Annotated in this window: 19 protein-coding genes; 12 read left to right on the top strand and 7 right to left on the bottom strand. The window is 44.3% G+C overall.

Annotated features, from left to right (window positions below; translation table 11 throughout):
* Positions 1 to 175 precede the first annotated feature (175 nt).
* Positions 176 to 2854: a ThuA domain-containing protein gene (locus AC1RM2_RS12655; RefSeq protein WP_492985438.1), complete on the top strand. Its 2679-nt coding sequence runs from the start codon at positions 176 to 178 to the stop codon at positions 2852 to 2854.
* 936 nt (positions 2855 to 3790) lie between these two features.
* On the opposite strand, the gene recO is transcribed toward AC1RM2_RS12655, so the two are convergent.
* Together recO and AC1RM2_RS12665 are read right to left on the bottom strand one after the other, a co-directional pair.
* Entirely contained in the window at positions 3791 to 4516 is a 726-nt protein-coding gene (gene recO / locus AC1RM2_RS12660) for a DNA repair protein RecO (RefSeq protein WP_492985439.1), read from the bottom strand.
* The gene (locus tag AC1RM2_RS12665) at positions 4506 to 4874 is read right to left on the bottom strand and encodes a diacylglycerol kinase (RefSeq protein WP_492985440.1); all 369 of its coding nucleotides are present in this window, start codon (positions 4872 to 4874) and stop codon (positions 4506 to 4508) included. The genes recO and AC1RM2_RS12665 overlap by 11 nt, the downstream gene beginning before the upstream one ends.
* Before the next feature lie 210 nt (positions 4875 to 5084).
* On the opposite strand from AC1RM2_RS12665, the gene AC1RM2_RS12670 reads away from it, so the two are divergent.
* The 3 genes from AC1RM2_RS12670 to AC1RM2_RS12680 all read left to right on the top strand — a co-directional run bounded on the left by AC1RM2_RS12670 (position 5085) and on the right by AC1RM2_RS12680 (position 8957).
* The gene (locus AC1RM2_RS12670) at positions 5085 to 6956 is read left to right on the top strand and encodes a M61 family metallopeptidase (protein ID WP_492985441.1); all 1872 of its coding nucleotides are present in this window, start codon (positions 5085 to 5087) and stop codon (positions 6954 to 6956) included.
* A 3-nt stretch (positions 6957 to 6959) separates the two neighbouring features.
* On the top strand, positions 6960 to 8258 hold the full coding sequence (locus AC1RM2_RS12675; RefSeq protein ID WP_492985442.1) for a M20/M25/M40 family metallo-hydrolase: 1299 nt from the start codon (positions 6960 to 6962) through the stop codon (positions 8256 to 8258).
* Positions 8259 to 8432: 174 nt separating this feature from the next.
* Entirely contained in the window at positions 8433 to 8957 is a 525-nt protein-coding gene (locus tag AC1RM2_RS12680; RefSeq protein ID WP_492985443.1) for an AAA family ATPase, read from the top strand.
* 53 nt (positions 8958 to 9010) lie between these two features.
* On the opposite strand, the gene dapF is transcribed toward AC1RM2_RS12680, so the two are convergent.
* Entirely contained in the window at positions 9011 to 9796 is a 786-nt protein-coding gene (dapF, locus tag AC1RM2_RS12685; protein WP_492985444.1) for a diaminopimelate epimerase, read from the bottom strand.
* Positions 9797 to 9982: 186 nt separating this feature from the next.
* Here dapF and AC1RM2_RS12690 point away from each other — a divergent pair, with 186 nt between their 5' ends.
* Positions 9983 to 11527, top strand: coding sequence for a Do family serine endopeptidase (locus tag AC1RM2_RS12690; protein ID WP_492985445.1), 1545 nt, complete (start codon positions 9983 to 9985; stop codon positions 11525 to 11527).
* A 129-nt stretch (positions 11528 to 11656) separates the two neighbouring features.
* Here AC1RM2_RS12690 and AC1RM2_RS12695 read toward each other — a convergent pair whose 3' ends face one another.
* Positions 11657 to 11956: a DUF2695 domain-containing protein gene (locus AC1RM2_RS12695; RefSeq protein WP_492985446.1), complete on the bottom strand. Its 300-nt coding sequence runs from the start codon at positions 11954 to 11956 to the stop codon at positions 11657 to 11659.
* A 13-nt stretch (positions 11957 to 11969) separates the two neighbouring features.
* The gene (locus tag AC1RM2_RS12700; protein WP_492985447.1) at positions 11970 to 13880 is read right to left on the bottom strand and encodes a 7TM diverse intracellular signaling domain-containing protein; all 1911 of its coding nucleotides are present in this window, start codon (positions 13878 to 13880) and stop codon (positions 11970 to 11972) included.
* 406 nt (positions 13881 to 14286) lie between these two features.
* On the opposite strand from AC1RM2_RS12700, the gene modA reads away from it, so the two are divergent.
* Genes modA through AC1RM2_RS12715 form a run of 3 tightly spaced genes read left to right on the top strand, consistent with a single transcriptional unit; the run spans position 14287 to position 16358 of the window.
* On the top strand, positions 14287 to 15057 hold the full coding sequence (gene modA, locus AC1RM2_RS12705) for a molybdate ABC transporter substrate-binding protein (protein WP_492985448.1): 771 nt from the start codon (positions 14287 to 14289) through the stop codon (positions 15055 to 15057).
* A gap of 15 nt (positions 15058 to 15072) precedes the next feature.
* Positions 15073 to 15744: a molybdate ABC transporter permease subunit gene (gene modB, locus AC1RM2_RS12710; RefSeq protein WP_492985449.1), complete on the top strand. Its 672-nt coding sequence runs from the start codon at positions 15073 to 15075 to the stop codon at positions 15742 to 15744.
* Positions 15741 to 16358, top strand: coding sequence for an ATP-binding cassette domain-containing protein (locus AC1RM2_RS12715; RefSeq protein ID WP_492985450.1), 618 nt, complete (start codon positions 15741 to 15743; stop codon positions 16356 to 16358). The genes modB and AC1RM2_RS12715 overlap by 4 nt, the downstream gene beginning before the upstream one ends.
* 86 nt (positions 16359 to 16444) lie before the next feature.
* Here AC1RM2_RS12715 and pnuC read toward each other — a convergent pair whose 3' ends face one another.
* Positions 16445 to 17074, bottom strand: coding sequence for a nicotinamide riboside transporter PnuC (gene pnuC, locus AC1RM2_RS12720; RefSeq protein WP_492985451.1), 630 nt, complete (start codon positions 17072 to 17074; stop codon positions 16445 to 16447).
* A 190-nt stretch (positions 17075 to 17264) separates the two neighbouring features.
* On the opposite strand from pnuC, the gene mutY reads away from it, so the two are divergent.
* The 4 genes from mutY to tnpA all read left to right on the top strand — a co-directional run bounded on the left by mutY (position 17265) and on the right by tnpA (position 21040).
* Entirely contained in the window at positions 17265 to 18311 is a 1047-nt protein-coding gene (gene mutY, locus AC1RM2_RS12725) for an A/G-specific adenine glycosylase (protein ID WP_492985452.1), read from the top strand.
* 23 nt (positions 18312 to 18334) lie between these two features.
* Positions 18335 to 18751, top strand: a complete 417-nt coding sequence (locus AC1RM2_RS12730; protein WP_492985453.1) for a single-stranded DNA-binding protein — start codon at positions 18335 to 18337, stop codon at positions 18749 to 18751.
* 145 nt (positions 18752 to 18896) lie between these two features.
* Positions 18897 to 20390, top strand: coding sequence for a serine hydrolase (locus AC1RM2_RS12735; protein WP_492985454.1), 1494 nt, complete (start codon positions 18897 to 18899; stop codon positions 20388 to 20390).
* Positions 20391 to 20572: 182 nt separating this feature from the next.
* Positions 20573 to 21040 carry an IS200/IS605 family transposase gene (gene tnpA, locus AC1RM2_RS12740; RefSeq protein WP_492985455.1) on the top strand — a complete coding sequence of 156 codons (468 nt, stop codon included), beginning with the start codon at positions 20573 to 20575 and terminating at the stop codon, positions 21038 to 21040.
* A gap of 883 nt (positions 21041 to 21923) precedes the next feature.
* Here tnpA and AC1RM2_RS12745 read toward each other — a convergent pair.
* Positions 21924 to 24107 carry a S9 family peptidase gene (locus tag AC1RM2_RS12745; RefSeq protein ID WP_492985456.1) on the bottom strand — a complete coding sequence of 728 codons (2184 nt, stop codon included), beginning with the start codon at positions 24105 to 24107 and terminating at the stop codon, positions 21924 to 21926.
* Between the last annotated feature and the right edge of the window lie 84 nt (positions 24108 to 24191).

Here is a 24191-nt window from a genome sequence, read left to right on the forward strand (position 1 = left end):
TTTAAAACAACTGCAGGTAAATACTCATTTTTCTACCCGTCAAAACAACTTGTTATAGGCTTGTAATATTTGCGATACCCAAGTTACGCAATCGATGGAAATGCTTACATTTAGCCCGCCTTAAGCATAAAACTATTAAGCCAAAACAACCAACAAAACCTATCAATAATTTCATATGCGATTAAAAATTACTTTACTGCTCGCACTTGCTATGCTTGCATTTAACTACAGCAAAATAGTTGTTAAGCCCAAAATTCTGGTATTTACAAAAACGTCCGGTTATCACCATGCATCCATCGCTGCTGGCTCTGCAGCTATCATTAAACTGGGCGCCGAAAATGATTTTTCGGTTGATACTACATCCAACGCTGCAAAAATCAGCGAAGCCAATCTTAGCCAATACACTGCGGTTGTATTTTTAAGCACTACCGGCTATATGCTTAATAATTACCAGCAGGCCGACCTGGAACGCTATATGCAGGCAGGCGGCAATTTTGTTGGTGTGCATGCTGCTGCCGACGCCGAGTACGACTGGCAATGGTATGGCCGTTTGGTGGGCGCCTACTTTGACAGCCACCCTGCTATGCAGGAGGCCATATTAAAAGTGGTGGATAAAAACCATCCCTCAACCCGCGCTTTACCCGATGACTGGAAAAGAACAGATGAGTGGTACAACTTTAAAAAGATTAGCAAAAACCTGCATGTGCTTATTAAAATTGACGAAAATAGCTACAAAGGCGGCACCAACGGCGATAACCACCCAATGGCCTGGTATCACAATTTTGAAAACGGGCGCTCTTTTTATACCGAACTTGGTCATACTGATGAATCGTACACCGACCCGGTATACTTAGGCCACCTGCTGGGCGGTATTAAATATGCCATTGGCGACAATAAAAAACTCGATTACTCCAAATGCACCACGCTGCGTGTGCCCGAGGAAAACCGTTTTGTAAGAACATCCCTTATTCAGGGCACTTTTTACGAGCCCACCGAAATGACTATTTTACCCAATCTGGATATATTAGTAACCCAGCGCCGCGGCGAAATTATGCTTTTTAAAAACGCCACCAAAACTATTAAACAGGTTGGTTTCCTGAACGCCTACTTTAAAACGCTGCACACCAAAGGGGTAAATGCCGAAGAGGGCGTTTTAGGCATCCAGGCCGACCCTGATTTTAAAACCAACCATTACGTTTATATTTACTACAGCCCGGCAGATACTTCGGTAAATCGTTTATCTCGCTTTACGCTTACGGGTGACACCATCGATAACAAATCAGAAAAAGTTGTATTGCAGCTGTACTCCCAGCGCGAAATTTGCTGCCATACAGGCGGCTCCATAGCGTTTGGGCCAGATCATTTGTTGTTTGTATCTACCGGCGATAATACTACGCCATTTGACGAAGGCAAAAAACTGCCACATGATACGCACGCATTTGCACCATTGGATGATCGCCCGGAACATATCAATCATGATTCCAGGCGCTCTGCCGGGAATACCAACGATTTAAGAGGCAAAATCCTGAGGATAAAAATAAAAAGTGATGGTACTTATACCATCCCCGATGGCAACCTGTTTAAACCGGGCACCGCAGGCACCCGCCCGGAGATTTATGTAATGGGCGACAGGAACCCATACCGTATAGCCGTTGATAAAAAGAACGACTACCTGTACTGGGGCGAAGTTGGCCCTGATGCCAATAACGACAGCTTAGCCACCCGCGGCCCCCGCGGCTATGACGAATTTAACCAGGCTAAGGCGGCAGGCTTCTTCGGATGGCCGTTGTTTATTGGCCCCAATATCCCGTATCACCCTTATAACTATGAAACCGGCGAATCGGGCCCCGCTTTTGATCCGCTGCACCCGCTAAACGATTCCAGGAACAATACAGGCTTAAGAGAACTGCCGCCTGCGCAACCTGCATTTATATGGTATCCTTATGGCGAATCGAAAGACTTTCCACAAGTTGGCTCTGGCGGGCGTACCACTATGGCTGGCCCTATTTATTATTCCGATATGTACCCCAAGGCAACACGCCTGCCCGATTATTATAACAAAAAGGTATTTTTTTATGATTGGATCCGAGGCTGGATAAAGGTACTTACCCTGCAACCAAACGGCGACCTGGACAAAATGGAACCGTTTATGGCCACTGCCAAATTCAACTCGCCTATTGATATGGAAACCGGCCCCGATGGCAAAATTTACGTGCTTGAATATGGCTCGGGCTGGTTTACCAAAAACAAAGATGCCGGCCTGGCCCGTATTGATTACAACACCGGTAACCGCGCGCCCGAAGTAAAAAGCATTACAGCAAACAAAGCTTTTGGTAAATTGCCTTTAGCGGTAACCTTTACCGCAACAGCAACCGATCCGGAAAATAACACAATGACCTACACCTGGAACCTGGGCAATGGCGTCAAAAAAACAACGGCCTTGCCAAAGCTGGTTTACACCTACACCAAAAAAGGCAACTACAATGTATCGGTTGAGGTTAAAGATGATGAAGGCGCAGCCACGTTAAGTAAAACTACACCGGTATTAGCTGGCCAGGATTCGCCCGATACGAAACTAAAAATGGCAAACATCAAGGCTAACGCCGCGGGAATGACCTTGATGATGTCGTTAGATTGCAAAGCTTGCCACAAAGTAGCCGAAAAGTCTGTAGGCCCGGCATTTACCGATGTTGCTAAAAAGTATGCAAAAACCCCGGCATCAACCAATCACCTGGTTAAAAAGATAGCAACCGGCGGCCACGGCGTTTGGGGCGATGTGGATATGCCCGCGCACCCTAATCTTAAGCCAGCCGAGATTAAACAGATAGTTAACTGGGTATACTCACTGAAATAACCAGCCCAAATCATAACAACAAATCCGGCTTGCAAAACAGGCCGGATTTGTTGGTTTTGGGAGCAATGTAATTCTGAAAAGTGTTTGCATGTTACGAAGTTTTTCGCGCAAAAATCGTGGAGCTGCAAAGTGATTGGGCGGCGATTTGACTCACCCCGACGAGGCTACGCCCGTCTGGCCCTCTCTCCGACTGCGTCGCATAGAGGGGCAAAAGATATAAAAAATTGAGCTTAACCCTCTATGCGGCGCAGCCGGAGAGAGGGTCGGCCAGCGCAGCGTAGCCGGGGTGAGTCGTGACCAGCGTTCAAAAGGATGTTTATGTAAACCGAACATCAATCATTATTAACACAACCTCCATAACGATCCGGCAGCTGACTTGGCTAACTTATTTTTTCTTAGCCTTTTGGCGGCCATTTTACGAAATTGAAACTTTAATATTTCGCATGACTTAATTGCATTATGGGACGTATTACTCTGCGAACCACGGGCCAGCCCGGGTAAAAATCGGGCCATTTTTTGAGCATTTTGATTGAAAAAATGGCAAAATAAGGGCCTTTTTTTCAAAAAACACGCTTTTTTAATCAAAATATGGCGTTTTTTCATAAAAATGAAGCTTTTTTTGCCAAAAATTAGTCTACTAACCCTATAGTGCTTATATTTGTCCTAATTGTTATTATCGATCTAACCAATTAGTTCTTTATGGTAAATAATGAGGTCAGTCAACTTAAAAAAAAAGAGAGAGCCACCTGGCTATCTCTTTTTTTATTTTAGGCCTGTATTTATACTTAAATAAAGCATCCAACCAGCAATAATAATATTCACCAACGCCATATCATAACCCATCTTTTAGGAGAGAAAAGAACTTTCAACTCAACGGCATTGGTTTATAAAGAAGGTCTTTTTTTTACTTAGAACTTAAGACTTCCGACTCAAGGCTTAAGAAAGAACCTCCTCCAGCACATCGCCCGACCGGATATTGCCAAAGCCCTCAATATGTAGGGCATAATACTCCATTAATTTTTGGATCAGGTAACGCCGCTCGTCGTTGGTTAGTTTCAGCTCATCCATGCTGTCAAAACTGCTTTTAAGCAGCCGGCTAAAGTTTTGCGTATGCGGCGGCGAAAGGTACATTACCGTATCCGGCTTATATTTGCTAAACGTGCCGTTCTTCAGGTCAAAATAGTCTGCATGGTCAATCAACGCCCTATCAGGGTAAAAGCCCAGGTAGCGTGTAAGCCGGGCTAAAAACAGCAGGTGAAAGTTGGCTACATTGCCTGTCTGATGATCGAGCCACTCTATTGCGCTAAAAACAAAATCAAAAATATTCTCTTCGGCCGATTGCTGTTTGATGGATTTGTATAGCACCTCGTTTAAAAAAATGGCGATGCAGCTTTTAATTACATCATAAGGGATACTTTGTAATACAGGCGAATTTTTAAGCTCGGCTATGCGCTGTACGCTACCGGTATTTTTATGATAAACAACCAAATCAAGCAGGTGCAGGGGTTGCAGCATATTGCGGCCTATTTTTGCCTTTGGCTTTTTGGCCCCATTAATGATGTATGATTGCAAGCCGAACTTCTCGGTAAAAATTTGCACAATTACACTGCTTTCGCCATAATCGGTGGCTTTAAATACTATACCACGGGTTTTATGCAGCATGCCTTACCAGTAAAATAAGTTTAGGTAAAAATATTACAATGCCTGTTAAAAGCGCAAATAAGGCCGCAATTACCACTGCGCCGGCACAAACATCTTTAACTCTGCCCGCCATTTCATTATAATCCGGCGATACCAGGTCGGTTAATGTTTCAATCCCTGTATTTAAAAGCTCAATTACCAGTACCAGGGCAATGGCCAGCATAATCCATTGCCATTCTGCAAAAGAGATATGGAGCGAAAACCCCAGCATCACCGCGATGAAAGCCAATACCAGGTGTATCCTGAAATTAGGTTGCGTTGCCGCAGCATACCTTAATCCTTTAAAAGCAAAACCAAAACTGCGTATCAGTCTTTTCATAATTCAAAAATACGTGTAATTGGTGTAACTGATATATTAAAGATTCTTTCACGCAAAGCCAGAAAAGGCTCAGCGTAAAAAGGCTTAACTCCTGGCGGCTTTGCCTCTATGCTTTAAAATACAATAGTGGGGCCCTGCAACATCTGTAATGATATTGATATATTACAATTGGCCGATTAGTTGTAATTTCATCGCTGCTAATCATAATACATGAAAAAAACATTACTACTCGCGTTTGCCTCCCTGTTTTCGGCAGCTGCTATGGCCCAGCAGGATGCACCAAAAGCTATTTATTATTCCATATCGTTCCCTAATGCCGCCCACCACGAGGCCGAAATTACCATCACCATTCCGCAGGCCCCAACCGGCCCTTTGCTGGTTAGGATGAGCCGTTCATCTGCCGGCCGCTATGCCACGCATGAGTTTGGTAAAAATATTTATAACGTTGCCGCTACCGATGTAAACGGCAAGGCCCTTGAATTGAAGCAGGTTGAAGGTGATGTGTACTCTATAGAAGAACACCCGGCTACCGTAAAAGTAAGCTATACCCTTTTTGGCAACTGGACAGATGGCACTTACGCCAGCATCGACCCAAGCCACGCCCACCTGAACATGCCCGCCACTTTTATGTGGGTTGTAGGGCAGGATAGAAGGCCGCTTACCTTCCAGTTTAACGATTTGGATAACTATGGCTGGCATGTAGCTACCCAGCTAAAACACGAGGATAAAAACGTGTACAGCGCCCCCAACCTGCAATACATGATGGATTGCCCAACCGAACTGTCTGATTATAAAATTGCCAGCTGGGACGTGGTTAATTATGATAATAAAAAAGAAAAGATAAACCTTACCGTTCACTCCGATGACAGCCAGGCCGTGATAGATAATTTTGGCAAAATGGTTGCCCGGATGGTACAGGAAGAAAAAGCTGTATTTGGCGAATTCCCGGCCTACGATTATGGCGAATATACTTTTATCAGCGACATTCATCCAACCACATCAGGCGATGGGATGGAGCATCGTAACTCAACCTGCATCACCATACCTGCCCCTAAGGTTGAAGGTTTGGAAAAAAGGCTGTTAGGAGTTTATGCGCACGAATACTTCCATAGCTGGAATGTGAAACGCATCCGCCCAAAATCATTGGAGCCTTTCAATTTTGAGCATGCCAACATGAGCAGCGAGCTTTGGTTTGCCGAAGGCTTTACCCAATACTACGGCGAACTGCTGCTGGTACGATCGGGATTTGTTGATCTTGACGATTACACCGGCACAGTAGCAGGCCTGGTAAACCAGGTATTAAACACCCCTGCCGCCGCTAAATATCCTGCAACCCAAATGAGCCGTTATTCGGTATACGCCGATGCCGGTGTTTCTATCGATCCTAACAACAACGCCAACGATTTTACCAGCTATTACACCTATGGCGGCGCTATAGCCCTTGCACTTGACTTGCGCCTGCGCAGCGATTTTAATATTACGCTTGACGACTACATGCGCCAGGTTTGGCTAAGCCGTGGTAAGGTAATGAAGCCCTATACCGTGCCCGATTTGCAAACCGACCTGGGCAAAGTAACCAACCCGAAATTTGCTGCCGACTTTTTCAGGAAATACATTACGGGTATTGAGAAAAACAACTACGAGGAACTATTGGCCAAAGCGGGCTTGGTTTTACGCAAAATTAACCCCGAAAAAGGCTGGGCAGGATCATTAGCAACCACTGTCGGCCGTGGCAGAGCGGGCCAGCCGCGCGCGGGTAATGCCGAAGGTTTACCGATACTTTCAAGCACAATTATTGGCTCGCCCGTATACAAGGCCGGTCTTGATGCAGGCGATGTGATATTAAAGGTAAACGGCGTTGACATTAAAGACCAGAAAGGTTTTGACGACCAGCTTAACGATAAAAAACCGGGCGACAAGCTTACCGTAAATTATAAAAGCCGCACCGGCAGCCACGAAACAACCATTGTATTAGAGGCAAATCCTAATTTTGAAGTAGTTACCTTTGAAAAAGCAGGCAGGCCGTTATCAAAAGAACAGGAAACATTCCGCAGCAATTGGTTGCAATCAAAAGTTAAATAATAAATGAAGAAGATCTTTATAGTAACCGTAGCATTATCAGCAATTACCGCGTTGGGTTTTGCCCAAAATGTAAATAAGCTGATTAAAGAAAAAAATGTTGGCCGTATTATTAAAACCCTATCGGCCGATGATATGCAGGGCCGTGCAACCTTTACGCCGGGCATCGAAAAAGCAGCCAAATTTATTGAAGGCGAATTTAAAAGCATTGGCCTAACGCCACTGGCAGGGAACAGCGGTTTCAGGCAGGATTTTAAAATGATTCGTTCTACCCCCGTTAAATTAACACTGAGCATTAACGGCAAAAGCATTGCGGCCGATAGCGCCTTTGCAACCGGAAGCGAGTCATTTAGCTGGGCCACCAACGCCGATGTACAGGTGGTACAGGTAACCAGCGATAAAAATTTCAGGCAGGAGTACGGTGCCATTACACGCAGCGGAAAAAAATCGCTGGTGCTGGTAGATCCTAAATTTAAAGATTTGTTTACCCGCGTACGCGGGTTTGCCGGCAGGGGCAGTGTAATATTTAAAGGTAAAACAACGCCGCCTGTTGTATTTGTGCTGGGGAATTTTGATAAAGTAACCGCATTTGATGCGCGCTACGAAATCAAAAGTGAAAAACTTCCGTTGTTTAATGTTGCAGGCATGCTACCCGGTAAAACCAAACCGGATGAGTTTGTAGTATTTTCGGGCCATTATGACCACCTGGGTATCCTTAAACCGATGGAAGGCGACAGCATTGCAAACGGCGCAGACGACGATGCATCGGGTACAACTGCTGTTATATCGTTGGCCAAATATTACAAAAAGCTAAACAATAATGCCCGCACCCTCATTTTTGTTGCTTTTTGTGCCGAAGAAATTGGCGGTTATGGATCGCAATACTTCTCGGGCCAGGTAAACCCAGATAAAACAGTAGCCATGTTTAATATCGAAATGATTGGCAAGGCATCAAAATTCGGCCAAAATTCGGCATTTATAACCGGCTATGAGCGTTCGGATTTTGGCAAAATCCTGCAAAAAAACCTGGATGGCACCGCTTTTAAATTTTACCCGGACCCATATCCTGAGCAGGATTTGTTTTACCGGAGCGATAATGCAACACTGGCCAGGCTTGGCGTACCGGCGCACACCATATCAACCGATCAGATAGATATCGACAAGTTATACCATACCGTAAAAGACGAATTTAGCTCGTTAGATGTAAGTAATATTACTTCAACCATCAGGGCAATTGCGCTAAGCTCGCGCAGTATTGTTGCCGGTACAGATACCCCAACAAGGATAGCAAAGCTGGAGAGGTAGTAGATTTCGCAAACAATCAAGAAAAAAAGGCCTGTGCGATTCCTTCCTCGGGGAAGGGGGAGGAAGGGGTTTAGCCCACTGATAAGTAAGGCGGCGAAACCCCTCCCTGCCACCGCACAAATCGCAGCGCCTCTCCCCAGGGAGGGAATTTAGCTTCAATATTTAGGTTCCACAATGTCCCACGTATTCAAAATAGCGATAGTAGGTCCCGAATCGACAGGAAAATCGACCATGTCTGATTACCTGGCAGCGCATTATCAAACCATTGCCGTACCTGAGTACGCGCGTGGTTATTGCGAAAAGCTGACGGAGCCTTGCACCTGGCAGGATGAGATTAATATGTTTTACGGCCAACTGGCTTTGGAAGAACAGTTGCTGCCTATGGCCAACAAAATCCTAATCTGCGATACCACCTTTATCACCGTAAAAATATGGAGCGAAGAAATGTTTGGCCGCTCGCCCCAGGAAGTATTGGACGAATTGCCCCGGCACCCTTACGATTTATACCTCCTGCTCAACATCGATCTGCCCTGGCAAGACGATCCGTTGCGGAACTTCCCTACCAAGCGGGAGTATTTTATGGATGTTTGGCATAAAGAACTGCAAGCCTTAAATGCCAATTATGTGCTGATATCAGGCACCGGAGCTGATAGGTATGAAAGCGCAGTAAAGGCGATAGATGAGTTTTTGGCAAAATGAGTTTCCTAAAAACAAAACAGCTTGTCAGTAAGCCCGGAGCCATCCAATTAAAGCTATACCTCTACCACTCCATCAAATACCTGCACTGCGGGGCCTTCTAAAAATATATCGGTAAAAACCTTGCCATCGTAATCAAAACGAATATTAAGGTTGCCGCCCAATACTTTTATCGGGGTATCAATATGCCCGGTTTGCTGGTTGTGGCTTGCCATAGCGAGCGCTACCGCGGTAACACCTGTTCCGCAGGCAAAGGTTTCATCCTCTACCCCCCGTTCAAAAGTGCGTACAAAGTACCCGTCATCGGTTGGTTCAACAAAATTTACGTTGATGCCTTTTTCGCGGTAGGTAGCGTTGTTACGGATGGCTTTACCTTCATGAAAAACATCGCGGTGGGCCAGGTCATCAACCAATTTAACGTAATGCGGCGATCCGGTGTTGAGTACATAGGCATCCAGGTCGGTTTTTAGCTCTTTTACATCTATCATTTGCAGGCTTACCCAATCCCCTTCCGATGAAATTTTGGCATAATGAGGGCCATCTACCGCCAAAAATTCAGTTTCGGTGTCAATCACTCCTAAAAATTTTGCAAAGGCTACAATGCAGCGGCCACCGTTGCCGCACATGCTGCTGGGCTGGCCATCGGCATTATAATAAACCATCTCAAAATCAAAGCCTTCTTTGTTTTGCAAAAACATCATACCATCGCCGCCAATCCCAAAACGGCGGTCGCACAGCCCGGCAATCAGCTTAGGATTGTTATGATCAACTATATTTTCGCGGTTATCAACCAGTATAAAATCGTTACCGGCACCCTGGTATTTATAAAATCGTATCTTCACAATAATGTCATTTAGTATCAATTACTTACCTCGAACAAATAGTTATTAAGTATGGTTGTGATTAAGTAAAATCATTTTAACAAATTTTAACAAAAAACCTAATAACTTATCGTTGCTTATGTCGTCTTAATGGTATTAAATTTGATTTGTTAATTATAAACAAAATAAAGAAAGGCAAATATAAAGATGAAAAAGATTGGTTTAACATTATTAACCGCTTTTGTTGGAGGAGCCATGGCTTTAGGCACTTACAAGATTATCGAGAGCAAGTATGCCGACAACCTGAGCTTCGAAGACAAACAGAAAGTTTATTTTACCAGTAATCCGTCGGCCCCGGTAGTATCTTCAACCGGTGCGCTTGATTTTACAGAAGCTGCCGCAGCGGTAACGCCTGCCGTGGTTTACATTCGTACTACCTACAGCAGCCAATCGGGCGGCAGCGGGCAAGACCAGTTTGAACAGATGTTTGGCGATATGTTTGGCCAGCGTGTACGCCCCCAGGGCCCGCAAATGGCATCAGGATCGGGTGTAATCATTTCCAATGATGGCTACATTGTAACCAACAACCACGTGGTTGAAAAAGCCGATAAAATTACGGTTGCTACCAATGATCACCGCACTTTCCAGGCTAAAGTGATTGGTACCGATCCAAGTACCGACCTTGCGCTGATCAAGATAAGCGCTACCGACCTGCCAATTGTAAAATTGGGCAACTCAGATGATGCCCGTGTTGGCGAGTGGGTGTTGGCGGTAGGTAACCCTTTTAACCTTAATTCAACCGTTACAGCCGGTATTATCAGCGCCAAGGGCCGTAACATAGGCATTATTGGCAGCGAGGACAACCAGGACCAAAGCAATCCGTTTGGCCGTACCCGCAACCAGCAAACCACGCCTAAGTTAAACAAGGCAATTGAATCGTTCATTCAAACAGATGCTGCCATTAACCCAGGCAACAGCGGCGGGGCCCTTGTAAATACCAAAGGCGAGCTGATAGGCATCAACGCTGCGATAGCATCGCACACCGGCTCATATGAAGGCTATGGCTTTGCTATTCCGGTTAACCTGGCAAAAAAGGTACTGAACGATATTAAAAAATACGGTACCGTGAAACGTGGCTTTATTGGTGTAAGCTTTACCGAGCTTAATCCCGATGTAGCGCAAAAATTGAATATTAACAATACAACCGGCTTATATGTTAATGACCTGGTTGAGGGCGGCGGTGCAGAAGCTGCCGGTATTCAAAAAGGTGATATTATTGAGAAAGTGGAAGGCATACCTGTGTATGAATCATCTGACCTACAGGAGCACGTGGGCCGCTTACAACCCGGCGATAAGGTAAACATGACTGTGTTGCGCGATGGTAAGGAGAAAAACGTTGCCGTAACGCTTAAGGCGGATGCCACACCGGTAGCGCCACGTACAGCGGCCGTATCAAAATCGGCCGAGGAATTGTTTAACAAACTGGGCGCAAGCTTCCAGCCATTAAGCCCGGCCCAAAAAGCCAAATTCCATGTAAACTCGGGTGTTGTGGTAACCCAGGTACGTGAAGGCAGGGTGTTTGATAGTTTCGAAATTCCTGTGGGCTCTATCATTACCAGTATCAATAAATCGCCAATAAACAGCGTAGCTGATATTGATAAAGTGATCACCAATCTGCGCAATGGTAACCTCGTGATATCGGGCTACTATCCGGATGGCACAAACTTTAACAACATGTTCCAGGTGCAGTAAGCTGGATGATATGCAGATGTGCAGATTTCAGATATGCAGATTATAATACAAAAGCCCGGTGATTGCCGGGCTTTTGTATTTATGGGGTGATTTTATCTATCAATTCTCCGAGGTATAATTTCATTTACGCTACAATCCTTCAAAATGATCTTCCACATTAGCCAATACCTCGCAATCGCAAAAGCCACCGTTTGCATTTAACCATGCAATTGTTTGTTGTTTAGGGAGGTTGAATTGCTGTAAATATTCTTCGGTAAATCTTAACGAATGATCGCACCCTTCTTCTTCCAGCTTATTATCCAGGTAATCAAAAAGATTGGTAAAGGCTACCGCTTCCATTGGAAGTGAGGTTATAAACGTTTGCTTTTGTTGTTGCTGAAATTGAAGCTGCAGTTCCCTGCGTTTCTCTTTTTCGTCTGGTGATTTCATGAGGTAAAGATATTTATTCTGGCGAGTTATCAATCACCAACTTACTCCAGCCCTTTGAGCCGGCGTTTTTTATTTCCTTTTTCCGGGCCTCCATGGCTTTTTTAATACGGGTGCTGTAGGCCCAGCAGGTACTTTGGCGGATGGAGAGGATTTCGGATAATTTATGGGACGATATTTTTCCTTTTGTGGAATACATCAAAAAAATCATGTAAAAAGCTTTGTTGATGGGAATGCGGGTATTTTGTAAAATGGTGTAGGCAATCACCGATTCTTCGTAGCCGCATTTGGAGCAGCGGCGGCTGTACGGCAAATGCCCGCCCCCGTAATGCGTACCGCCACATTTGCGGCAGGCATAGCCATTTTCCCATTTCAGGTCGCTCAGGAATTTAAAACAGGTTTCCCGGTCGGGATAGATCTTACTGAACTCCTCAAAATCAACCTCGGCCGACATTACCCTATCGTGCGTTACCTTCTCAATATCGTTATGCAGCGTAACATTATCTTTCTCCAGCAACACATTCATGCGCGAAATTTCTTCGGCCTGTTGCTGCAGTAATTCGTTTACAGATCGCAGTTCCTCGTTCTGATCGGCTATCATCGATGATTTTTCAACCAGTTCTTTGGTCCGTTCCTGCACCTGTTCTTCCAGGCGTTTGTTCAGCACGTCTTTCAACTCCTCGTTCTGCTTCATTTGCTTAATCATTGCCACCTGAGCGTCGTCCTTTTCTTTTTTCAGGATGCGTACTTTGTCGCCAATAGCAAAAGAGATGAACAGCATTTCGGTAATAAAGCAAACGCTAAGGCTGTAATAGTCAAACTCGGTAACCGGCAGCCACCACATGTTTAAAGCGATGCAGCTTTTGATGATAAACCCCGTGAGTAAAAACAAATACCCGATAACAAAAAAACGAGCCGGCTTGTACCCTTTGGCCCAGGTATAACAACCCGCATAAAATGCCAGCAGCAACGGTATAAACTCAATGATCTTGTAATTAAACCAACTGTTGTTGATGGTGATACAGGCCATAAAAAACAGGCAGCGCAGGGCGATAACCCAGCTGGTAGCTTTATATAAACGGGGTGCGTTCACTTTTAAATTAAGCAAGCTTTGGGTAAACAGCACCGCAAAAACACTGGCGGCAAATAAAGCTATACCGTAAGCATACTGGTTCCACCCCGGGTTGTTAGGCCATATGTATTGGTAGGCAATTCCATCAGCACACATTTCATAAAGGCCAATGCTAAGGTTGTAGGCAATGTAATACAGGTATTGCACCTTGCGCATGGCAATAAACATCATAAGGTTATACAGGCCAAAAACCAATATCATCCCATAAAAAACACCGAAAAAGAAATACTCATCCAACGCGTAACTAATAAACCAGCTAACAGTGCGCAAGACCATAATTACGTTAACTGAGTGGTGCGACCTGATACGGACGTAATAAATTGCATAGCCCCTTCCTGGGTTATTTAAATTAAGGCTGAAGTTTTTATGGTGATAAAACCGTTCAGAAAACGGGCGGCTGCTCCCCAAAAGAATGGGTACATATTTATTAGCGCCGATAGGCGAATAAACGGTAATACTATCAATAGTTTGATCAAAAAATTCCAGCAGCCAGCTATTTTTGGTGCCGGGGTTCCCGCCAATTTTAACCCGGTACCAATAGGTGGAATTTACGTTCCGGGTAACAGGAGTTGGCTCGGGGTTTACTTTAAAACGGTTATCAAAAGCGGGCAGGCCATTGCCGGTAAACTGCAGGCGGCCGGTAGTATCTTCAAAATAATAAACCTGTTTGTATTCAAATATATGCTGCTTAACATGGTCATCCAACCGGACAATAGTTTGGGCGGAAACAGGGATAATTAAGGAAAAAAAAGATAGTATAACGGCGAAAAAAAATCTCGTTAAAAGTTTACACATACGCAGGTAAAAGGGGTAAGTATCTTTCGTACCCGCAGCTTGGTTTTGCGGGCACGAAAGCTGTTTAATTTGGTTAGCGTCAGGCCGGATACAATGATAGTACATTTCTATTTATAATCCTATTAAAGGTATATAATACAGTTATTTAATGTGATTTTTATCAGGTTTAAACGTCATTATTGCCCATCTTTTTATAGTTTTTTATAAAGTAAACAAACTTACCTAACATATATAAAAATCACCTCCGCGGCAACCATACGCTTTGTAAATTTTCATTCGGCCGGCATCAATCAATTAACCGAGTAACAAGTTTATATTTGCAGTGTTTAGGAGGCCCGACAACACGGTTAACCTATAAAAAATGCTAATGCACCTGGGCTTTACCTGACAAATAAAACAGATACAAATGAAGCATAAAAAATACAATAGCAAGCCATTTAAAATTGTTTTTATGGCCATTTGCATTATGGTACATTTACCTGCTTTTGCACAAAATGTGAGGGTTGCGGCTGCGGCCAACCTCCAATCGGTTATTGAAGTTTTACAAAAAGATTTTAAGCAGAGAACGGGAATAAGCATTGAACCGGTAGTTGGTTCATCGGGTAAGCTCGTGGCGCAAATAAGCAACGGAGCCCCCTTTGATGTATTTTTATCTGCCGATATGAGCTTCCCTGAAACGCTTTTTAAGAGTGGCTTTGCTATCAAACAGCCGGTGGAATATGCAAGGGGAAGTCTTATCATTTGTAGTTCGCAAAACATTGGGTTCGAGAATTGGGAACGGATGTTGTTGACCGCACGCGTAAAAAAAATAGCTATAGCCAACCCGGCAATTGCTCCTTATGGTAAAGCCGCCGAAGAGCTTTTGAAACACAAAGGTATTTTAGACGAAGTAAAATCTAAAACAGTTTATGGCGAAAGCATATCGCAGGTAAACACCTATATCACTACCGGCGTGGCCGATATTGGTTTTACCACCCAATCGCTGGTAAAAGATGCCGGCTCTAAAACAGATCTATACTACAAGGTTATCGACCCTAAATATTATAAACCTATTTTGCAGGGCATGGTGCTATTGAAACATGGTGTAAATAACCCCGGCGCCGAAAGATTTTACCAGTATATATTAAGCCCGGCAGCCAAAAGTATTTTTGCAAGCTATGGTTACCGTATACAATAACCACTATTTTTGTTGATGGACTTATCTCCGATATGGCTTACTTTAAAACTGGCAGGCGTTACCACAGCGTTGTTGTTTATTGTAGGGGTGCCTTTTGCCTGGTGGCTATCTGGAGGGAGGTCATTTTTCAAAATCGTGGTGGAAGCCATCATTACCATGCCATTAGTGTTGCCGCCATCGGTATTGGGTTTTTATCTGTTACTGGCTTTTAGCCCGCAGCACGGGCTGGGCAAATGGCTGCATGATCGCTTTGACGTACAGTTGGTGTTTTCGTTCCCTGGTTTAGTATTGGCATCCGTAATTTATAGCTTGCCTTTTATGGTTGGCCCGGTAAAATCGGCATTGCAACAGCTGCCCGCTGCTTTGGCCGAGGCTTCTTACACTTTAGGAAAATCGCGTTGGCAAACATTTAAAAGTGTGTTACTGCCCAATATCAAACCATCACTGTTAACCGCCGTTGTACTTAGCTTTGCGCATACCCTGGGCGAATTTGGAGTGGTGCTGATGATAGGTGGCAATATCCCCGGCGTTACCCGCGTAGCTTCCATCGCGGTTTATGATGCCGTGGAAAAAATGGATTACGCGTCGGCCAACAACTACTCGCTCATTTTATTTTCCATAACGTTTGTGATGGTTATAGCTGTTTTTGTGTTTAATAAATATCAAGCCAAAAGCCCCTTAGGATGATCAGCATCAATATCGAAAAGAAGCTAAAGGCCTATCACGGGCAGCAGGTGCTACGCATTGATAAACAATTTACCACGGGCAGTGTCACCAAAATACATGGACCGTCGGGTTCGGGTAAAACAACTTTTTTAAAGGTAATTGCGGGGCTCATTAACCCCGAAAAAGGCTTTATTAAAGCAGATAACGAAACATGGTTTAATTCAGACACAAAGATCAGCCTATCAACACAAAAAAGAAATATTGGTTTTGTATTCCAACAATACGCACTGTTCCCTAATATGACGGTGAGGCAGCACCTTAAATATGCTACCGACGATGAAAAATGGATAAACAAACTCCTATTGCTGGGCAAATTAGAATCGCTGCAAACGCATAAACCCGATTACCTATCGGGCGGCCAGCAACAGCGCCTGGCCATTTTGCGCGCATTGGCTACCAAACCCCGGTTACTTTTGATGGACGAGCCCTTTTCGGCTCTCGATACAAAAATGAAAACGGAATTGATAGCCGAATTGAAAGTTTTGCTGAAAGAATTAAATATAACCACCATCATAGTAAGCCACAATCCACAGGAGTTAGACGGCTGGGCTGATGACGAAATGGTATTCAGTTAAGTCGAAAGTCTTAAGCCGGAAGCCCCAAGTCCTTTTTTTCCCGGTAGGTGCCCCTCTTGTTTTAATGTAAATGCGATTTCCCTGACTTAGAACTTAAAACTTTTGGCTCGAGACTTACCTCTATATTCTTTATACCAGTCAATGTATCCTATAGTAGCTAAAACCAGCAAGATGGCATATAAAACGGCAGTAACGTACAGGTTTTTGTAGATATATAACGGTACATAGCAAATATCTACAAATACCCAAAGCGCCCAGTTTTGCAGAATTTTCCGGGTCATTAGCAATTGGGCCATAAAACTTACCGCAGTGCAAAAACCATCGATATAAGGCACCGTACTTGATGTAAAATATTGAAGATAAAGACCAAGCAATCCAGATAGGGCAAGAGTAGCCAATATTACCACAGCATACGCCTTGCTGTTGAGGCTAACTACCGGTTTTTCATCCCGCTCTTTTTTACGGAGCCAAAAATACCACCCGTAAATGCCTGTACCCAGGAAGTAAATTTGCAAATAGGCATCGCCAAATAAACCACTTTCAAAAAACACCACCATGTAGGCTATTACTGCAATGATGCCGGCCAGCCAGTTCCAAATGTTTTGCCGCGCAGCCAGGTAAACGCAGGCAACAGTAGTAACGGCCCCAACCCACTCCAGGTAGCTAGTTTGTTTAATGCCCTGGATAATATGCTGGCCGATAGAGAGGTGTTGCATTTACCCCAAATATATAAAAGGATGCGGAGATGCGATAATAAACATTCGTTGACTGCCTTGGCAAACAAGCCTATTCCGCATGTTTGAGGAATCGGGCATAAATTAAGCCGCTATTTATTAAAGTGCCGCTTAATAAACTTCAGGCCACTGATGCAACCTTTTACCATTTACCTCGCTACCTTTACTCCCAATGAACTTTACCGACGAACTGGTACAATGGTACCTTGCCAACAAACGCGACCTGCCCTGGCGCAATACTACCGATGCTTATACGATATGGTTGTCAGAAATTATTTTACAGCAAACCCGCGTTGAACAGGGGCTGCCATATTTTAACCGCTTTGTTGAAAAATACCCAATAGTGAGCGATTTTGCAGCCGCACATGAAGACGAAGTGCTTAAACTTTGGCAGGGGCTTGGCTATTATTCCCGCGGGCGCAATATGCTTAAAACCGCGCGACTGGTGCAGCAAATGTACAACGGCGTATTCCCCGAAAGCTATGACGAATTGATTAAACTTAAAGGTATTGGCGAATACACAGCGGCTGCCATTTCATCTTTCTCGTCAAACGAAGCAAGAGCCGTTGTTGATGGTAACGTGTACAGGGTGTTGGCTCGATATTTTGGAATTTATGACGCCATTAATTCCACCACGGGCAAAAAGACCTTCCAATCACTCGCAACAAATTTGCTTAATAGGCAAAATGCAGCATTGCATAATCAGGCCATGATGGAATTTGGGGCGATGCTTTGTAAACCTAAAAATCCGGCATGCGGTATTTGCCCGGTACATGTAGGTTGTGCTGCTTTTTTAAACAATGCAACAACCGCGTTGCCCGTAAAATTAAAAACTGTAAAAGTGCGCGAACGCTTTTTTAATTACTTTTTAGTTACGGATGGGGACACCGTTTTAATGAATAAAAGGGGAGATAAAGACATCTGGGCCAATATGTATGACTTACCAGTGGTTGAAACCCATAGGATGCTACCGGCGCATGAATTGGCAAAACACCCTGAAGTAACTGCCATTTTTGGGAACGAACTAAACATTATAGAAGATACCGCCGTAATAAAACACATCCTTACCCATCAACGGCTATTTGTGCGGATGGTTAAAACCACCAATACTCCACTTATTTTGAAAGAAAACTGGACGTTTATCTCCATTGACAACCTACCTGAACTGGCACTTCCGAAGATCGTTTTTATATTAATAAAAAATATTTTTAATTTATAAAATAATTTCCGTTATTTTATGGCATGTCTGGAATTAATAAAGTTATCCTTGTTGGCCATTTAGGCAAGGACCCTGAATTGCGTACATTAGATGGCGGAGTATCGGTAACAAGCTTTCCGTTAGCCACTTCTGAAACATTTAACAAGGATGGCCGTAAGATAGAGCAAACCGAGTGGCACAATATTGTAATGTGGCGCGGCCTTGCAGATATGGCCGCAAAATTTTTACAAAAAGGAAAGCTGGTTTATATAGAAGGCAAACTGCGCACCCGGTCATTTGAAGATAAAGACGGCATCAAGAAATACACTACCGAAGTGGTTGCCGAAAATTTTACTATGCTTGGCCGTAAAAGTGATTTTGAGGCCGAGGGGCCAAAGCCTATAAAACAGGGCGAACAGGTAACTTACGTAGACGGCGACGACCTGCCAGCTGCATACTAAAATCAACATTTTAGCCAAATTATAATCACTACCCTTTGCACTTAAAGCAAGGGGTATTTTTTGTGCCTTTTATTTAGATAGCAGCGCCGGGGCCAAGTTATATTTTATCGCTATATTGAGTGCAGAAAACCTTTAGCCCAAAATCATGAAACTTTTAAAATGCCTGCTATTTATATGCCTTACCCCCGCCATAGCGTTAGCCCAAACCAACCCGAATATTCAGGAGTTTGACAACTACGTACAACAGGCCGTTACCGACTGGCATGTACCGGGCCTGGCCATAGCAGTAGTTAAAGATGGCAAGGTAGTATTTGCCAAAGGCTATGGCGTACGTGAACTGGGCAAGCCCGATAAGGTTGATGCACAAACTGTTTTTGCCATTGCATCAACAACCAAGGCCATGACCGCCGCCTGTGCCGCCATACTGGTTGACGAAGGCAAACTGCACTGGGATGATAAGGTAACAGATTACCTGCCCGGTTTTCAGCTATATGACCCCTACGTAACCCGCGAACTAACCGTACGCGATTTATTTTTGCACGATACCGGCGTAGGCAATACAGATTATTTATGGGCCTTCATGAGCATTCCGGCTGATGACATGCTTCGCCGTTTGCGCCTGGTAAAACCAGAATATGGTTTCAGGGCAGGCTTTGTTTACCAGAACTTATTTTATGTAACCGCCGGTAAAGTAATTGAAAAAGCCTGCGGCATGCCCTGGGAAGACTTTGTGCAGAAAAGGATTTTCACTCCGCTAAAAATGACGCGCTCTGTTCCTACCTTCAGCAAAATCAAAGGGGTACCTAATCAATCATCAGCACACATTAAGGTTGATAGCAGTATTGTTGTGGCCCAAAAGGATGTTACGGATGCCATTGGCCCGGCGGGCGGCGTATGGTCGAGCGCAGAGGATATGGCCAAATGGGTTAATTGCATGCTGGATAGCACTAAGTATAACGGCAACCAGCGCCTGCTTAAACCCGAAAGCTGGGCCATGCTGCTCAAACCGCAAACATTTGTACCCGAAAGCGAATTTTACCCTACCGCCCGCATTACCAAACCGCACTGGATAACTTACGGGCTGGGCTGGTTTCAGCAGGATTACCAGGGACAAAAAATTGATTTCCATACAGGCAGTTTAACAGGCCTGATTGCCATAAACGGGATGATTGTAGATAAAAAGGTAGGCGTATACATACTGGCCAACCTTGACCACGCCGAACTACGCCACGCCCTGATGTTTAAAGCCTTTGATTTTTTTGCATTAGGCGGCAACCGCGACTGGAGCAAGGAGTTTTTAACACTTTATGGAGATATCCTTGCCAAACGGCAAAAATCAACCAAAGAATATGAAGCTAAACGGGTTATGGGCACCCATCCTACATTGGACCTTAAAGCTTATGCAGGTACCTACACCGATCCGCTTTACGGAACAGTAATAATAACCGTAGCCGGCGATAAACTAAGCTTCAACATCAACAATTTTATAACCGCCGAGGCAACCTGCTGGAATTATGACACTTTTGTTGGGCCATACGCCCGCAAGGAGTACGGCAAACTTGGCGCTACGTTTAACATTGATGAACTGGGTAAAGTGAGTACCGTTAATGTGGATGGGATGTTACTGACGAGGCAGTAAGGAAAGTTCTTTTTCTATACTAACTATCTAAAGAAGAAATTATATAATATTAAAATTCCACCTACAACCCTACACGCGCGTATTATGTCCCAGAGGGACAAAAGCTTTGTAGAAATAAATATACACCTGTTTTAGAGTCCCAGGGGGACTCAACTTTTTGACCACTCCTTACCGAACAAGCTATGGCTACAAACAATACCTACACCCAGTTATATATCCATTTTGTATTTGCAGTGAAATATCGTGCAGCATTAATTTCCGAAAAGTGGGACGAGCGGTTGCGTTTGTATATGACCGCAATTGTTCAAAACAACGGCCATAAAATGATCGCCATTAACAACATGCCAGATCATATTCATTTGCTTATCGGTTTAAATCCCAAACAAGCAATCGCCGACCTGATACGGGTGTTAAAAAGCGACTCTTCTGAATGGGTAAACAAAGAGAATTTAACCGTCGGCAAATTTCAATGGCAGGATGGGTATGGCGCTTTTAGCCATAGCAAACCGGAGGTTGATAAGGTGGTCAAATACATATTAAATCAAAAGGAGCATCATCAAGAGAAAACGTTCTTAACAGAATACCGGCAATTATTAAAGCATTTTGATATTCCGTATGATGAGCAATACATTTTCAAACTTCCTGAATAACTGCTTAGCTAAGTTTTGCCCCTCTGGGGCAAAAAAAAGGACACACGTGGGGTTGCTACAAAGCTTTTGTCCCTCTGGGACAAGTGCGCCGGTGGTTCTTGGTTTATAATGGTAGAATTGATTTTTGTTGTTTTCTTAAATAGATTCCCGCTAAGATTGATTTCAGGCGCACAAGTTGCCCAGAGGGAGACGACCTAAGTCGTTCTAATGACAAAATTGCATTTTGTTGTTTTCTTAATTTTAATAAATTCCACTCCATGAATTCTGGCGTATGTCTTGTCCCAGGGGCAAAGCTTTTGTCCCCCTGGGACAGGTGCGGCGATGGTTCTTGGTTTATAATGATAGAATTGGTTTTTGTTGTTTTCTTAAATAGATTCCCGCGAAGATTGATTTCAGGCGCGCAAGTTGCCCAGAGGGAGAGGACTTTAGTCGTTGTAATGACACACTTGCATTTTGTTGTTTTCTTAATTTTAATAAAATTCCCCTACATGAATTCTGGCGTATGTCTTGTCCCAGGGGGGCAAAGCTTTTGTCCCCCTGGGACAGGTGCGGCGATGGTTCTTGGTTTATAACGGTAGAATTGATTTTTGTTGTTTTCTTAAATAGGATTCCCGCTAAGATTGATTTCAGGCGCACAAGTTGCCCAGAGGGAGAGGACTTCAGTCGTTCGTGGTTTGTAATGACACACTTGTGTTTTGTTGTTTTCTTAATTTAAATAAAATTCCCCTACATGAATTCTGGCGTATCCTGTCCCAGAGGGACAAAAGCTTTGTAGAACCACGCCACACAACTCATCTGCCCCAGAGGGGCAAAACACCACACGCGCAAATTAAAAAAGGCCCCTCATTTTCACGAGAGGCCTATCTATTATCAAACTTAAATCCTATCTCCCACCCGGCGGGCAATGTTCTTTCAAATATTTGGTGAACATGGTATGCAGGTGCAGGCTGGTGCCCGGGCCTTCAAAAATACCGTGGGTACGGTTGGGGTATGCCATTAGTTCAAACTGGCGGTTGTATTTAACCAGCTCGTTAATCAATTCTTCGGCGTTTTTGTAGTGTACGTTATCATCGCCTGTGCCATGTATGTATAGCAGGTTACCGCGCAGATTTTTGGCGTAGGTAATTGGCGATCCTTTGATAAATGCCGCCCTGCCTTCGTCATTAACCGGCACGCCCATGTAGCGTTCCTGGTAAATGTTATCATAAGTTAACTGATCGCCTACGGCAGCTACAGCTATCCCTGTTTTGTAAATGTCGGGGTATTGGAACATCAGGTTAAGAGTTGATGAACCGCCGCCGCTCCAGCCGTGTACTGCTATGCGGGAGGAATCAACAAAAGGCCATTTCAGGATCTCTTTGGCTGCCATAGCCTGGTCGCGAATGTTGATGATGCCAATATTTTTATAGATAGCCTTGCGCCAGGCTGTACCTTTGGGGGCCGGTGCGCCACGCCCCTCAACAGACATATAAATGTAGCCATCGTCGGCCATGCTGCCTACATATAAGCCATTACGACCTGTGCCCCAGGTATCTGTTACGGTTTGGCCGGCGGGTTCGCCATAAACGGTAAATACAACAGGGTATTTTTTGTTCGGGTCAAAGTTGGTTGGCTTCATCATCCAGCCGTCCATTTCAATACCGTCAACTGTTTTTACCTTGAAAAACTCGGGCTTGTTTTTAGCATTCTTATTAACGGCAATAATTTCACCGCCAATATGCTTGTGATTGGGCAGGCTTACCACCTCGCTTGCAGGCGGGGTATAGCTATTGCTGAAATTGTGCAGCGCCACTTTTCCGTTAGGCGAAATATCGTAACCATGGGTACCCGGCTGATCAGCAGGCGAAACACGCTCGGCTTTGCCACCTGCCAGTTTTATGCGGTATAAATATTTCTGGGTAGCATTATCCGGCGAAGCCATAAAATAAATGTAGCCTCCTGCCTCGTCAATAAGGCTTACGGTAATTACATCATAATCGCCCTTGGTAAGCAGGGTTTCTTTGCCCTCGCGGCTTACACGATAGACGTGTTTCCACCCATCTTTTTCGCTCACCCATAAAAAGTCCTTTCCTTTATTTATCCACTCCCATCCAATCGGGTCGCCATTGTTCCAGCGCTCTTTGCCGTCAATCCATGAGTTGCTTTTTTCCTCACGGATAAGGCGGGTTGTGCCGTTTGATATATTGCCGATAAATACGCGGCTTTCTGTTTGGGCGCGGTTCAGTTGCTCAACAATAAGTTCGTTAGGGCTTAAAGTCCATTCCATACGGGGGATATAGTGTTGCACGTTATCGCCGGGGATATCCATCCATTTGGTAGCAGCGGTGCTGACATCAACCACCCCAATTTTTGCCGAACTCGGGTCTTCGCCCGCAACAGGATACTCAACCGGTACCACAAACGGATATATCGAGTCGGTTGTGTTCAGCATATAATAGCTTTTAATTTTGGTAGCGTCTATCTTCCAATAAGCTATATTGCGGCTATCGGGCGACCAGCGAAAACCATCGCGGCAGCCAAACTCTTCTTCGTACGCCCAATCAAAAGTACCGTTAATAACGTGGGTACTACCATCGGTAGTCAACTGCTTAACATCGCCGCTGGCCAGGTCCTCAACATAAATATTATGGCCGCTTACATAAGCAGCTTTAGTTGCATCGGGCGATAGTTTGGCAAACATCAATGACGATTCGGGCAGATTTTTGCCTAATTGCCATAGCTTTTGCGTACCGGTATCAAACACCCAATAATCGCCACGGGTATCATAGCGCCATACTTTTTTGGTATTGGTGTTAATGAGCACTTTTTTTCCATCGTCAGATATGGTAAACCTTTTTACACCAATAGGTGTTTTGCCTTTGGGTGTAAGCATGGCTGCGCTTATCCAAACTGTTTTTTTGCTGCTATCGCGGGTGTCGTAAACGGTAATTTCGCCGCCCGTTGTTTTATAATACTGATAGCCATCATTGGCCCAGTGTGTAGGTGCGCGTTGCGCTTTAGCCGGGTTATTGTTTAAAATAAACAGAACGATTAACAGGAACGACCAGCCTGAACGGTAAAATTTCATATAAAATGCTTTGAATAATGAATGCGGCATTATTTAAAAAATAAGCAATGCCGCCGTAAATTTTGCGTTAAATTAGCACATTCG

This window comes from Mucilaginibacter sp. GW822-FHT03E02 (assembly GCF_058801545.1).